Raw genomic sequence first — 13,031 nt, 5'->3', positions numbered from 1 at the left:
AAATTAAAAGACTGATCAAGGCAGGCAATGAGTTCCCTGTAGGAGCTGTCGCAGGCTGCGATCTTTTGACTTTTAAAAGCAAGATCAAAAGATCGCAGCCTGCGGCAGCTCCTACGGGGGAGTTAGTCAACCGGGGAATTTCCGGCAGCTCCTGTAAGGGTAGTCAGCCGAGCAATTCGCGCAGGCGATACCAGAACATGCCGAGGGCCAGCAGCGGTGAGCGCAGGGCTTTTCCACCGGGAAAGGTCATGTGCGGCACGGCGCTGAAAACGTCCAGCCCTTTGCTGTGCCCGGCATGAATCGCTTCGGCCAGTAACCGTGCGCACCAATGGGTCACGTTCAAACCATGACCGGAATAACCCTGGGCGTAGAACACGTTCGGGTACTGGCTCAAGCGTCCGGCTTGGGGAAAGCGGTTGGCGGTGATGCCGATCATGCCGCCCCATTGATAATCGATGCGCACGTCCGCCAACTGTGGGAAGACCTTGAGCATTTTTGGCCGCATGTATGCGCCGATGTCCTCCGGATCACGCCCGGAATAATGGCAGGCACCGCCAAACAGCAAGCGTCGATCCGCCGAGAGCCGATAGTAATCGAGGCCGACTTTCTGGTCGCACAGCGCCAGGTTCTGCGGGATCAGTTGCGCGGCAACCTCAGGCGTCAAAGGCTCGGTGGCGATGATGTAGCTGCCCGCCGGTAAAACCTTGCCGCTCAGGTGTGGTTCGAGTTCTTCCAGGTGTGCGTTGCAGGCCAGCACCAGACTGCCGGCGCGTACCGTGCCGCCAGCGCATCGAACCTGCACGGTGCTGCCATGGATCAACTCCAGCACCGGGCTCTGCTCGAATATTCGCACCCCGAGAGATTCGGCAACGCGCGCTTCGCCGAGCACCAGATTCAGCGGATGCAAATGACCCGACCCCATGTCGATCAGGCCACCGGCATACACATCGGAGCCCACCACTTGCTGGCGGATCTGCTCGGGGCCGACGAGTCGGGTTTCGTGGGCATAACCCAGTTCGGCGAGGCTTTGCAGTTCCGTCTTGAACGCCTCGAACTGCGCCGGGGTATTGGCCAGCTCGCAGAAGCCCCAGCGCAGGTCGCAATCGATCCCATGCTCGCGGATGCGGTTGCCCACCAGTTCCACCGACTCTATGCCTGCACGCTCCAAATAGCGCACGCCGTCCTGACCGACATATCGGGCGAAACCGCTGACATCGTGACCGATGCCGCGAATCAACTGCCCGCCATTACGCCCGCTGGCGCCCCAGCCGATCCGTCGGCCTTCCAGCAAAATCACCGAAAGCCCGCGCTGCGCCAGTTCAATCGCGGTGTTGACCCCGGTAAAGCCGCCGCCCACCACGCAGACATCGGCCTCAAGATCCGAGTCCAGCGTGGGGTAGGGGGTCATGCCCTTGGCCGATGCAGCGTAATAGGAGTGAGCGTGTTTGTTGTCGTACTGATTCATTGGTTGGACTTCACTTTGCTCCAGGAGCGGGTCATCAGACGCATGATCGGCTGGGGCGGGGTGGTGGAGATGTAGAGTTTGTCGAGGACTTCCTGAGGAGGATAGACCTCTGGATTATTGACCAGCTCGGGGTCCATGTATTGCTTGGCCGCCGGGTTCGGATTGGCGTAACCGACCGAGGCGCTGACCTTGGCGATTACCTGCGGATCCAGCAGGTTGTTGACGAACGAGTGGGCCTCTTTCGGGTTGCTGGCGTCGGCGGGAATCGCCAACAGATCGAACCACAGATTGCTGCCTTCCTTCGGGATCGAGTAGGCGATGTTCACGCCATTCTTCGCTTCCTTGGCACGGTTCGCCGCCTGGAACACATCGCCCGAATAGCCGAACGCAACGCAAATGTCGCCATTGGCCAGGTCCGACACGTACTTGGACGAATGGAAATAGGTGATGTAAGGCCGGATGGTCAGCAGTTTGGCTTCGGCCTTTTTAAAGTCCGCGGGATTTTCGCTGCGTGGGTCCATGCCCATATAGTTCAGGACCGCCGGGAACACTTCATCGGCCGAATCCATCATCGACACGCCGCACTGACTGAGCTTCTTCAGGTTCTCTGGCTCGAAAAACACCGCCCAGGAATCGATGCGATCGATGCCCAGCACTTGCTTGACCTTGTCGACGTTGTAGCCAATGCCGTTGGTGCCCCACAGGTACGGTACCGAATGTTCATTACCCGGATCGTTTTTTTCCAGCAAAGCCAGCAATTTCGGGTCGAGGTTTTTCCAGTTGGGCAGCTGCGAGCGATCCAGTTTGAGAAACGCGCCGGCCTTCACCTGGCGTGCGAGGAAATGGTTGGAGGGCACCACCACGTCATAACCCGTGCGGCCGGCGAGCAGTTTGCCCTCCAGGGTTTCGTTGGAATCGAATACGTCGTAGATCACCTTGGTCCCGGTTTTCGCCTGGAAGTCGGCGAGGGTGGTCTCGCCGATGTAATCGGTCCAGTTATAGACGCTCACGCTTGGCTGAGCTTGTGCAGTGGCGCTGAACAGCAACGCCAGCGCGACCGGAACCACGGATTTCAATAGACGCATATCGACACCTCTTTTAGTTATTGGGTTTTTGTGGGAGCGGGCTTGCCCGCGATAGCGGTCTGTCAGTCAACGATGATGTCGAATGTGCTGGCCTCATCGCGGGCAAGCCCGCTCCCACAGGGGACTAGACACTGAGCAGCAGGAACTCGCGCTCCCAGGAGCTGATTACCCGCTTGAAGTTCTCGTGCTCCGCACGCTTGACCGCGACGTAACCCCGCACGAATTTGCTGCCCAGGTAGCGTTCGATGGTTTCGCACTCTTCCATGCGCGTCAGTGCGTCCTCGATGGTGATCGGCAAGCGCAGGTTGCGGCGTTCATAGGCGCGGCCTTGTACCGCTGCGCTCGGTTCAATGCGTTCGACCATGCCCAGATAACCGCACAACAGGCTCGCGGCAATCGCCAGATATGGGTTGGCATCAGCGCCCGGCAGGCGGTTTTCCACGCGCATGGCGTCCGGGGTGGAGGTCGGTACGCGCAGGCCGACGGTGCGGTTTTCTTCGCCCCATTCGACGTTGACCGGCGCCGAGGTGTCGGGCAGGAAGCGGCGGAACGAATTGACGTTGGGCGCGAACATCGGCAGCACTTTGGGAATGTACTTTTGCAAGCCGCCGATGTGGTGCAGGAACAGCTCACTCATCTGCCCGTCGGCATCGGCGAAAATCGGCTGGCCAGTGGCGATGTCCACCACGCTTTGATGGATATGCATGGCACTGCCGGGTTCGTCACCGATGGGTTTGGCCATGAAAGTCGCGGTGACGTTGTGCTTGAGTGCCGCTTCGCGCAGGGTGCGTTTGAACACGGTGATCTGGTCCGCCAGATCGAGGGCGTCACCGTGACGGAAATTGATTTCCATCTGCGCCGGGCCGTCTTCGTGGATCAGTGTGTCGAGGTCCAGGCCCTGGAGCTCGCACCAGTCGTAGACGTCTTCAAACAGTGGATCGAACTCGTTGGCGGCGTCGATGGAAAACGACTGGCGACCGCTTTCCGCACGGCCCGAGCGTCCCAGTGGCGCCTTGAGCGGCAAGTCCGGGTCTTCGCAGCGCTGGGTCAGGTAGAACTCCATTTCCGGCGCGACAATCGGCTTCCAGCCTTTGTCGGTGTAGAGCTTCAGGACTTTTTTCAGGACGTTGCGTGGCGACAGTTCGATGGGATTGCCGAACTTGTCGAACGTGTCGTGGATCACGATGGCAGTCGGCTCGATGGCCCATGGAATGACGTAAACCGCGTCGGCGACGGGCTTGCAGACCATGTCGATGTCGGCCGGGTCGAGCAGGTCGTAGTAGATGTCATCGTCGACAAAGTCCCCGGTTACCGTTTGCAACAACACACTTTCCGGCAGGCGCATGCCTCGCTCATGCAGGAACTTGTTGGTGGGTGCAATCTTGCCGCGAGCAATGCCGGTCAAGTCGCTGACCACACACTCGACCTCGGTAATCTTGTGATCTTTCAGCCACGTGAGCAGCTGATCGAAAGGGACATTCATAAAGACCTCGTTGTTGGTTTTATTGACGCCGGGGAAAGCGGCTTCATCCACCGAACACTTCCCCTGTGACGCGTTGACGACTATCTTGGGTGAGCCTTGCCGTTCCATCTATCCACTTTAAACAGCACAAAGCGCACCAAAAGAGTGCGTAAGGCGCCCCATGACAGCGTGCAATCCGTTACAGGTTCAAGCGTTCAACACCGCCGACGTGGCCGAGCAAATCCGCGCCACACCGGGTTGGGTGCAGCACTATCAGCAGATGTCTCCGGGGCATTTTGCCGGGCGGGTGCGCTATCTGGACCTGCAAGGCGTAGAGATTTACGAGGAACAGATGAACACCCGCGTCGAGCAGAATTTCAGCGCCCCGGAAGGCGCGCTGGCGTTCTGTTTCGATCGCAGCGACAACTCGCTGTACGTGCTGAACGGTGAAAGCCGCAACATCTGGATCACCCCGGAGAACTACCAGGAGATCGCCGTGGTGTTCGGTCCGGAATTCGTTCAGCGGCATGGCCTGGACGTGGCGCGGCTCGAAGGTTTGTTCATGTCGCCGCTCAATTCAGGCCAGAACGCACTGTTCAGCCGCTGGTTGAGTGGGACGTTGACGCGGCTGACGCAGACGCTGGATCCGCCGAGCAAAGAGGCGTTAACCCAGCAACTATTGGAGGACTGTTTGTACATCCTCGATAACGCTTGTGTGTGCCTGGATCGCGCAGGTTTGCAGCGTCGGGCGGAAGAGCGAACGATCATGAAGCGCGTCGCCGAATGGGCCGCCGATACACCGGAAGAAACCCTCAATTTGCTGGAGCTGTCCCAGGTGGCCGGGGTTTCGCTGCGTCAGTTGCAGCATGCGTTCAAGGCGTATACCGCAATGACACCCACGCATTGGCTGCGCTTGCGTCGACTCAACAGTGCGCGCCGCGAATTGCTCAGGCGAACGGCCGGGGAAACGACGGTCGCGCAAGTGGCGATGGATTGGTCGTTCTGGCATTTGGGGCGGTTTTCCAGCAGTTATCGGGCCTTGTTCCAGGAACTTCCCAGCCAAACGCTGGCCCGCAAACACTGTGGACCGTGTCGGAGGTCATCATGAGTCGGTTATCGTCTTTCAGCCTGTGTGTCCTAATGTCGATGGTCTATACGCAGGTGCAAGCCGAAACGGTCGTGCCCTTGAACGGGCAGAACTCGCAACAAGTCCAGCTGGATATAAGTGATTGCAGCAACGTCACGGCGAGCCAGAGCACCTCAAGCCCGCCACCCTCGGAGGGTGCTGCGGTGGATGCTGCTGCCGGGGCGCCGGATGCGGAGGTACGAGGACGTCAACATGACGAATTTTATGAGCCGGTCGAGGACGTGAAACAGCACTATCACGGCTGCCTGCAAGGACGGGGTTATCAGGTCACTCCGTGAGCTGAGTGACGCCTGGATTGCGCTGCCGCCGATCGAGTAAATGAACCATCAGCAAGGCATAGAGCGTGAGGGCGATAAACAATCCCATGCGTACGACGAAGGCGGTATAGACGTCTTTCCCGGCAAGGCTGTCCTGAACCGATTGACCCAGCAGGATGATCAGTGTGATCAGGCTGTTGAGCCAGAACCCCGGGGTTTGTCGGGTCGGGCTCAGGGCATAGAGCTTGCGTGCCAACAGCAAGCCGAACAGGAGCATCCACAGAAAGAACATCCACAGGTGCACAAACAGGCTGAGCGCGCACCAGAACATAATAGCCAACAGCCCGCCCATGAAGGTCGAGCCGAGCAGTTCATGAGCAGCGTTGCGCGCCGTTGTCGTCGAACTCTGCTGACCAAGGCTGACCGCTTTCAAAATGATCGGCAGGTAGCTGGCCGGGTCGATCAGTGCCAACAGGAACGCCGGTATAACAATCAGGGTCGCACGCAGTGCAACCCGGCCCACTTCCTGCGCAGGCAAAGCGCTGGCGGCGGGTGGAGAGGGGGCATTGGCCGGGTCGGGAAACAACCAATGACTGAACGCCACGACGATGACGGCGAGGATCAAGCCCATGACCAAGGCACCAATGACCATCATCGCCAGATCGAAATCGGCAACGCCGGCCGAGGAAATCATGGTCAGGCCAATGATCAGGAAAGTCATGATCAAGGTGTTGCCGCCGCGCAGGCCAAAACCAAAGGCCAGGAACAGACTGACTCCGATCAGCAGCACGCCGCAGAAGGGGTAATAGCGCAGGACGGGGATCAGCAACAGACCGATGCCGGTGGTCAGCATCGCGGCCACCGCAAGCACCAGTCCGGCCTTGAATGGCAAAGGCCGATTGAGCGAGGCCAATAGCAACACGGCGAGCACTGGCGAAATAAAGGGGATCGGCAGCGCCAGGCCGTAGCTGATGGCCAGGCACAGCGCCGTGCCGGTGGCGAGACGCAACGCCCGTTGAACACGAGGCGTGCGCTGAGTAGGCGCGCCCTTAATAGGCATAGCTCAGCCAGCTCATCAGCCCCACAAACAATCGGCCGAGCAGATTCAGCGGATTGTCTTCGGTAGGAAACGCCATCACTTCAGCCTGCCCACCGGCACGGATGGCGCGACTGTCGAACAGCGTTTTCCTCGATTCCTCCGAAAACTCGATAATCACCGGAAAACGCTGGGCCGGACGCAGCCAGTCACGACTGTTCTGCACACTGGGGAGGCTGCCGGGCGCAGTGGTCTGCCCCACGCTGACGCCGTAGCCGACACTGCGCACACGGCCGTCGAAAACCTTTCCCGGCAGGGCATCCAGAACGATCGAAACAGGGGTGTCGACCTCGACCAGGCCGAGGTTGTTTTCGGTCATGTCCGCGCTGATCCACACATCATGGATGGCAATCAGGGTCATGACCGGGCTGCCGGCAGTGGCGAACTGTCCGACATCGGTGCGCAGATCGGTAATCAGCCCCGCTGACCGTGCGCGTATCTGCGTGTTGGACAAGTCCAGTTCGGCTTTTGACAACGCCGTGGCAGCGCTACGCAACAGCGCGTTGTCGTCCTCGCTGCCGCCTTCCTGTTCCCGTGCCCGCTGGACTTCGGCATGGGCTGCGGCGACCTGACTGACGGCCTGTTCACGGCTGGCCCGAGACACCTCAAGCAGGCGCACGGAAATGGTGCCGGGGTCTTCGCGGTACAAACCTTCAAGACGCTGATTGTCCTGTCGCGCCTTGAGTTCATTGGCCTGGGCGGCGCGCAAATTGGCTTGAGCCGAAGCAATACCGGCGGTGCTGGCACCGATCTGGCGGCGTGTGGACTCCAGGTCTGCGCGGGCGCGGTCGACGGCTATTTGATAGGGCTGCTGATCCACTTCAAACAACACATCGCCCGCTTTGACGTCCTGATTGTTGCGCACATTCACACGGATCACCCGACCGGCCACTTCGGATGCCACCGGAATGACAAAGGCGCCCACCCGAGCCTGTTGCGTATACGGCGTGAACCGGTCAGCCAACAAGTACCAGGCCAGGCTCAATACGATCAGCAGCATCACCCATTTGATGCCCTTTTTTGCGGGATCGGCAGCAGGCTCTGGCGCCTTGGGGGAGGGTGCCTCAGTGGAGGGCGGCGAGGGTTCAGTCATCGGCTTTGACCTTCTGGCACAGGATAGGATGCTTGCGAAGGGGCCGGCTCATTCAGCAGGTTACCCCAGTCGGTGCGTTGTTCCATTTGCTGGCGAGTTTCTTGATCGACTGTCGTCTGGGCGCTGTACCAACCACCGCCAAGGGCTTTGTACAGGGCGATCAGGTTGCTCACCGCATTACTGCGGCTGAGCAGGTAGTTGTCCTGCTGTTCGAGCAATGCGCGTTGAGCATCCAGCACGCGCTGGAAGTCCGAGTAACCTTCCCGGTATTGAGTGCTGGCCAGGCTCAACGAACGCGCGGCGGCGATCTGTGCTTCACCCAGGATGCGCTCGCGCTCCAGTGATTTGATCAGACTGCCGGCGGCATCATCGGCCTCCCGTGCGGCCTGGCGGACTTTGTCGCGATAAACCTCAATCAGCTGCTGTAACCGCGCATCTTGTACACGCACGTTGTTGCTGATCTGGCCGTGGTCAAACAGGTTCCAGCGCAAACTGGGGCCGCCGATCAGGTCCAGGCTGTTGGAGGTGCCGCTCAACGTGTCGGTGGTCCAGACGATGCTGCCCAGCAAGGTCAGCGACGGATAGAAGTCGGTTTCCGCTACACCGATCAGTGCCGACTGGGCCGCGACATTGAGCTCGGCGGCGCGCACGTCCGGTCGACGCAACAACAGGTTGGCCGGCACGTCTTGCAGCACGGCTTGGTCCACCAGCGGGATCAGCCCTTCATTTTCGAGCAATTGGGGCAGGGCACTGGGTGGCCGGCCGATCAGCACGGCCAACGCGTTGCGGGTGCGCAGTACTTGCGCCTCAAAATCCGGAATGCTGCTCAAGGTGCCCAGGTATTGGGTCTTGGCTTGTTGCAAGTCGAGTTCGGCGCTCTGGCCACTGTTGAACAGTTTCTCGGTGATCTCAAAGTTGCGCTTCTGCTGTTGGGCGTTTTCGCGGGCAACGCGCAAACGCGCTTCGGTGGTGCGCAACGAAAAGTAGGTATCGGCCACCTGAGCACGCAGCAGTACAAGTACGTCTTCATAGTTGGCTTGAGCCGCAAAGTAACTGGCATCGGATGACTCGATGGCTCGACTGAAACGCCCCCAGAAGTCCAGTTCCCAGCCAACGTCAAAGCCCGCGCTGTGTTGCCAGAAGTGGCTGTCTTGCGGGTTGTTGCCGCCGGACTGCTGGCGGTTGAAGTACAGGCTGTCGGCGCTGGCCTGTTGCAGTTGCGGATAGCGTCCGCTTTGCGCAATGCCCAACCGCGCACGGGCTTCCATGACGCGAAGGCCGGCAATTTTCAGGTCTGAATTGTGCGCGTCCGATTCGGCGATCAGCGCGTCGAGGACCGGGTCGGCGAACACTTGCCACCACTGGCGAAGGTCGGGATTCAGGCTTCGTTGGCTGGCCTGCTCAAGCGCGGGGCTGCTCCAGAGTTTTGTCCAGGCTTCGCCCGGGTGCTGAAAATCCGGCCCTAGACGGACACAACCGCCAAGGCCAAGGGCGACCAATAGAAGCAGAGGACCTGAGCGCGTTAGCATCGGTGCACTGATAGTAGATCTTGGGAAAACGTCATCCGAACATCCCTGGCATTGAAATGGCGTTGGTTACCGGTTCGCTTAGGTTAGTACAGCCCGGACAAATACAAGGTCATGTTGAATGATCATAGGATCGACCAACTGCTACGCTTCTGAAGATCTATTAATTGCGGCCAGAAAAGAAGGTTAAGAAGACCATGAGCAACCCTCAGGATGACAATGTATCCAGCTCCACCGGATGGCGTTTCAAAGTGGGCATCGCGATTATCTGTTTGATGCTGGGATCGTGGCTGATGGTGCCTCTCGCTGCCGCGGCGGATGTATCAGGTTCAAAGATTGCGGCCCTGACCGGCGTTTTATTTATCAGTAACAAAATTCTGTTGATTCTCGCGATTGCGATCATGGGCAAAGCCGGCTTTCAGCAACTCAAGCGCAGCCTGTTTGGTTACGTCTCCGCGCTTGCACCGGCGACAGACGTGGAAGTAGGCCCGGCTCGCCATAGAATCGGTCTTGTAATGTTTTGCCTGCCGCTGATCTCGGCATTTCTCGAACCTTACATAGACACTCTTTGGCCGGGGCTGAGACCGAATCTCTGGCAGCTCCAGGCGCTGGGCGATGCCATGCTGATCGGCAGCTTTTTCGTACTTGGGGGAAATTTCTGGGACAAGGTACGCGCGTTGTTTATTCGCACGGCACGTGTCGTTAATACGAGTGCGGTGTGAATCGCCTCTAGCGCGAAATGATCCCGTGATCGATCGCGTACTTTACGAGGGCCGCGGGTTTGTCGATGTTGAGCTTGCGACGGATGCTCAGGCGATGGGTTTCTACAGTCCGGACACTGATGTCCAGTTCGCGAGCCATTTCCTTGTTGTTCAGCCCCTGAGCCATCTTGTACAGCACCTGGCTTTCGCGCGGAGTCAGCTCGTTGTCGGTACTTTTATCGGCAATGAGCCGCTGTGCGATTTCGGCACTGTAGAACGTCCCGCCACTGACAATGGCTTCGATCGCCGCAATGATTTCCCGTGAAGGCGCGTTCTTCAGCACGTAGCCGCTGGCACCCGAGCGAACGGACTCACTCACGTATTCATAGTTGTCATACATGCTCAGCACCAGCACCTTGAGCGACGGGTACTGACTGCGTAACAACCGCGTCAGCTCGAGGCCATTGATGTCCTTCAGGCTGATGTCGACCAGCAACAGATCCGGCTGGCAGCGCCCGACCATCTCGATGGCATCGACGCCATTCTCGGCTTCTCCCACCACTTCCAGCTGCGCCATGACCGCCAGCAGCGATTTGATTCCGTCGCGGACCAGGGAGTGATCGTCGACCAGGGCGACGCGGATCGGGTAGGGCAGGTTCATCGCAGGCATTCACTCTAATTGTTATGGGTTGAGTCAGCGTTCTGTACCGGGCAGTTTCATCGGCAGCAGCACGTCCAGCTCACTTCTTCCCGGCATCGATGTCAGGTCGAATCGACCGCCAAAATGCTCGACACGTTCACGGATGTTGCGCAGGCCAATGCCAGCGTGACTACGTTCGACCTGGGCGACGTTGAAACCGACACCGTCATCGACCACCGTCAACCGTACGGACTTTTCACAGCCGTGCAGGGTAATGATGACGTTTTTTGCCTGTGCGTGGCGTTCGATATTGGTCAGGCCTTCTTGCACGATGCGAAACAACGAGACGGCAGCGCCATCGACCAGGTGACAGTCGAATTCGTTATCGTCAAAGGTCACGACAAGACCGCTGCGCTGCTCGAATTCTGCGGCGAGTTGACCAATCGCCGCCGGCAGGCCGAGGGTGTCGAGCAGCGACGAGCGCAAGTCGTGAGAGAGGCTGCGAACCTCGCCAATCGCTTCCCCCAAGCGCTCCGTGGCGTCTCTTAAAATGCTTAAGCCCTTGTCTTGTCCATTCTCCAGCACATGGCTGGCCAGTTCGAACTGAAACTTGATAGACACCAGTAGCTGACTGATGCCGTCGTGCAGCTCTCGGGAAACCCGCGACCGTTCTTCCTCCTGCAAGCTGACGATGCGTTGAGTCAGGCGCTGGAGTTTCTTGTCGGCGAGGCGATGTTCGCTGACGTTCAGCGTCATGCCGCTGGCGAACACAAACAGCACCGCCACAAGGGCCACCGCGGCAATCGCCAGCATGGTTTTGCGAATGCCCTGAGCCACTTCGGCGCGTGCTTGTTGGGTGGCGTGTTCGACGTCTTCAAGGTAGATGCCGGTGCCGAGCATCCAGCCCCAACGATCCAGCATTACTACGTAGGCGAGCTTGTCGGTCACTTGGCCGGAAGAGGGTTTGTTCCAGGCGTAACGCTGAAAGCCTTCGCCGGATTGCGCACTTTTGAGCAACGCCTGGATCACGGGTAAACCGTGAGGGTCGGTCATGTCCCACAGGTATTTGCCCACCAGCTCTGACTGGCGCGCGTGCATCAGACTGCGGCCCTCGCGGTCGTAGACGAAGAAGTAGCCGTTGATGCCAAAGCTGAGCTTGCGCAGTTCTTCGAGCACTTGTTGTTGCGCGCGCTCATCGCCCCGACCGTCGTCGTACAGCGGCGCGATCAGACTCTGCGCCATTTCGACGTAGTTTTTCAGTTCTGCGCGCTTACTGGCCAGAATGCTGTCTTCGATCAGTTGCGCCTGTTGATCACCCAGTTGGCGGTTCAGGGAAATCACCAGCGCGCAGATGACCGCGATCGCCAACACCAGCGGCAGAATCCCGAGCGCGACGATTTTGTGTTTGAGCTGCATCTCTACTCCTGGCCAGACCGATGGAAGGCGAAGGCCCGGCATCATATGCCAAAGATACGTGCCTCCAGTAGCAGTGCTGGACGGAATGACCTGCGGCCGTCATGAAACGCAAAAAACTGTGGGAGCGGGCTGTGGCGAGGGGGCTTGCCCCCGTTTGAGTGCGTAGCACTCACAAGATATTTGGTACATCAGAGATTTTTTGGGGCTGCTTCGCAGCCCAACGGGGGCAAGCCCCCTCGCCACGCCCGCTCCCACAGGTTTTGCATTTCAACGGACGGATCAGCGGTGTCTACGTAGAACTACGTAGGCGCCACGTACGTAGTAACGCGGATTTATTTGTCGACAGCATGGGCGGATATTGGGCCCGCTCCGCAATGCGGACACAATTATAATAATTACCGCCGCAGCCACTGGTTGTCGGCAGGAGACACGCTATGCCCCGTCTGGCTAAACACCTCGCCTGGTTTGCCGTGGCTGTCTTGGGAGCGTTTGCGCTAAGTGTCGTGGCCCTGCGCCGCGGCGAAGCCATCAACGCCCTCTGGATCGTAGTCGCAGCAGTCGCTATCTATCTCGTCGCTTACCGCTATTACAGCCTGTTCATCGCCACCAAGGTGATGCAACTCGATCCCAATCGAGCCACTCCCGCCGTACTCAACAATGATGGTCTGGACTATGTGCCGACCAACAAACACGTACTCTTCGGTCACCACTTCGCGGCCATCGCTGGCGCGGGGCCGCTGGTCGGCCCGGTATTGGCGGCGCAAATGGGCTATCTGCCCGGTACGCTGTGGCTGATTGCCGGCGTAGTGCTGGCCGGTGCGGTTCAGGACTTCATGGTCCTGTTCCTGTCCACCCGCCGCAACGGTCGTTCTTTGGGCGATATGGTCCGTGAAGAAATGGGCCGCATCCCCGGGACTATCGCGCTGTTTGGCTGCTTCCTGATCATGATCATCATCCTCGCGGTGCTGGCGCTGATCGTGGTCAAGGCCCTGGCCGAAAGCCCGTGGGGCATGTTCCCCGTAATGGCGACCATCCCGATCGCGATGTTCATGGGCTTCTACATGCGCTACATCCGCCCAGGCCGCATCGGTGAAATCTCGGTGATCGGCGTGGCATTGCTGCTGGGTTCGATCTTGCTGGGCG

Annotated in this window: 12 protein-coding genes; 4 read left to right on the top strand and 8 right to left on the bottom strand. The window is 59.1% G+C overall.

All coding sequences use genetic code 11. The annotated features are described in order from the left end of the window. Positions 1 to 163: 163 nt before the first annotated feature. From F6R97_RS01150 to F6R97_RS01140, 3 genes are all read right to left on the bottom strand, one after another. Entirely contained in the window at positions 164 to 1,465 is a 1,302-nt protein-coding gene (locus F6R97_RS01150; protein WP_315865859.1) for an FAD-binding oxidoreductase, read from the bottom strand. Then, complete coding sequence (locus tag F6R97_RS01145) at positions 1,462 to 2,550, bottom strand: polyamine ABC transporter substrate-binding protein (RefSeq protein WP_050682022.1); 1,089 nt, start codon at positions 2,548 to 2,550, stop codon at positions 1,462 to 1,464. The genes F6R97_RS01150 and F6R97_RS01145 overlap by 4 nt, the downstream gene beginning before the upstream one ends. Positions 2,551 to 2,674: 124 nt before the next feature. Further along, positions 2,675 to 4,033, bottom strand: coding sequence for a glutamine synthetase family protein (locus F6R97_RS01140; RefSeq protein WP_038983727.1), 1,359 nt, complete (start codon positions 4,031 to 4,033; stop codon positions 2,675 to 2,677). A gap of 160 nt (positions 4,034 to 4,193) precedes the next feature. On the opposite strand from F6R97_RS01140, the gene F6R97_RS01135 reads away from it, so the two are divergent. After that, entirely contained in the window at positions 4,194 to 5,120 is a 927-nt protein-coding gene (locus F6R97_RS01135; protein WP_038983264.1) for a helix-turn-helix domain-containing protein, read from the top strand. Next, positions 5,117 to 5,437, top strand: coding sequence for a hypothetical protein (locus tag F6R97_RS01130; RefSeq protein WP_038983265.1), 321 nt, complete (start codon positions 5,117 to 5,119; stop codon positions 5,435 to 5,437). The genes F6R97_RS01135 and F6R97_RS01130 overlap by 4 nt, the downstream gene beginning before the upstream one ends. On the opposite strand, the gene F6R97_RS01125 is transcribed toward F6R97_RS01130, so the two are convergent. Genes F6R97_RS01125 through F6R97_RS01115 form a run of 3 tightly spaced genes read right to left on the bottom strand, consistent with a single transcriptional unit; the run spans position 5,427 to position 9,134 of the window. After that, positions 5,427 to 6,476 carry a DUF2955 domain-containing protein gene (locus F6R97_RS01125; protein WP_038983266.1) on the bottom strand — a complete coding sequence of 350 codons (1,050 nt, stop codon included), beginning with the start codon at positions 6,474 to 6,476 and terminating at the stop codon, positions 5,427 to 5,429. The two genes, F6R97_RS01130 and F6R97_RS01125, sit on opposite strands and share 11 nt — an antisense overlap. Further along, positions 6,466 to 7,605: an HlyD family secretion protein gene (locus tag F6R97_RS01120; RefSeq protein WP_038983267.1), complete on the bottom strand. Its 1,140-nt coding sequence runs from the start codon at positions 7,603 to 7,605 to the stop codon at positions 6,466 to 6,468. The genes F6R97_RS01125 and F6R97_RS01120 overlap by 11 nt, the downstream gene beginning before the upstream one ends. Continuing rightward, positions 7,602 to 9,134, bottom strand: a complete 1,533-nt coding sequence (locus F6R97_RS01115; RefSeq protein WP_048393367.1) for an efflux transporter outer membrane subunit — start codon at positions 9,132 to 9,134, stop codon at positions 7,602 to 7,604. Before F6R97_RS01115 ends, F6R97_RS01120 begins: the two co-directional genes overlap by 4 nt. Positions 9,135 to 9,328: 194 nt before the next feature. On the opposite strand from F6R97_RS01115, the gene F6R97_RS01110 reads away from it, so the two are divergent. Next, entirely contained in the window at positions 9,329 to 9,853 is a 525-nt protein-coding gene (locus F6R97_RS01110; RefSeq protein WP_315865858.1) for a transporter suffix domain-containing protein, read from the top strand. 7 nt (positions 9,854 to 9,860) lie between these two features. Here the strand turns inward: F6R97_RS01110 and F6R97_RS01105 are convergent, their stop codons facing one another. Together F6R97_RS01105 and F6R97_RS01100 are read right to left on the bottom strand one after the other, a co-directional pair. Continuing rightward, positions 9,861 to 10,493, bottom strand: a complete 633-nt coding sequence (locus tag F6R97_RS01105; protein ID WP_008015035.1) for a response regulator — start codon at positions 10,491 to 10,493, stop codon at positions 9,861 to 9,863. Between the two features lie 33 nt (positions 10,494 to 10,526). Continuing rightward, positions 10,527 to 11,888 carry a cache domain-containing protein gene (locus tag F6R97_RS01100; RefSeq protein WP_038983270.1) on the bottom strand — a complete coding sequence of 454 codons (1,362 nt, stop codon included), beginning with the start codon at positions 11,886 to 11,888 and terminating at the stop codon, positions 10,527 to 10,529. Between the two features lie 434 nt (positions 11,889 to 12,322). On the opposite strand from F6R97_RS01100, the gene F6R97_RS01095 reads away from it, so the two are divergent. Next, positions 12,323 to 13,031 (top strand): carbon starvation CstA family protein (locus F6R97_RS01095; protein WP_315865857.1); only part of this gene is annotated, 709 nt, incomplete at its 3' end.

The organism is Pseudomonas sp. JV414 (assembly GCF_032424305.1).
GTDB lineage: Bacteria > Pseudomonadota > Gammaproteobacteria > Pseudomonadales > Pseudomonadaceae > Aquipseudomonas > Aquipseudomonas lini.
This window is presented reverse-complemented; position numbering and strand designations above follow the sequence as displayed.

Coding starts and splice junctions, on each gene's coding strand:
- F6R97_RS01105 (WP_008015035.1), bottom strand. CDS start 10,493: ATGAACCTGCCCTACCCGATCCGCGTCGCCCTGGTCGACGATCACTCC.
- F6R97_RS01110 (WP_315865858.1), top strand. CDS start 9,329: ATGAGCAACCCTCAGGATGACAATGTATCCAGCTCCACCGGATGGCGT.
- F6R97_RS01150 (WP_315865859.1), bottom strand. CDS start 1,465: ATGAATCAGTACGACAACAAACACGCTCACTCCTATTACGCTGCATCG.
- F6R97_RS01125 (WP_038983266.1), bottom strand. CDS start 6,476: ATGCCTATTAAGGGCGCGCCTACTCAGCGCACGCCTCGTGTTCAACGG.
- F6R97_RS01100 (WP_038983270.1), bottom strand. CDS start 11,888: ATGCAGCTCAAACACAAAATCGTCGCGCTCGGGATTCTGCCGCTGGTG.
- F6R97_RS01115 (WP_048393367.1), bottom strand. CDS start 9,134: ATGCTAACGCGCTCAGGTCCTCTGCTTCTATTGGTCGCCCTTGGCCTT.
- F6R97_RS01145 (WP_050682022.1), bottom strand. CDS start 2,550: ATGCGTCTATTGAAATCCGTGGTTCCGGTCGCGCTGGCGTTGCTGTTC.
- F6R97_RS01135 (WP_038983264.1), top strand. CDS start 4,194: ATGACAGCGTGCAATCCGTTACAGGTTCAAGCGTTCAACACCGCCGAC.
- F6R97_RS01130 (WP_038983265.1), top strand. CDS start 5,117: ATGAGTCGGTTATCGTCTTTCAGCCTGTGTGTCCTAATGTCGATGGTC.
- F6R97_RS01120 (WP_038983267.1), bottom strand. CDS start 7,605: ATGACTGAACCCTCGCCGCCCTCCACTGAGGCACCCTCCCCCAAGGCG.
- F6R97_RS01140 (WP_038983727.1), bottom strand. CDS start 4,033: ATGAATGTCCCTTTCGATCAGCTGCTCACGTGGCTGAAAGATCACAAG.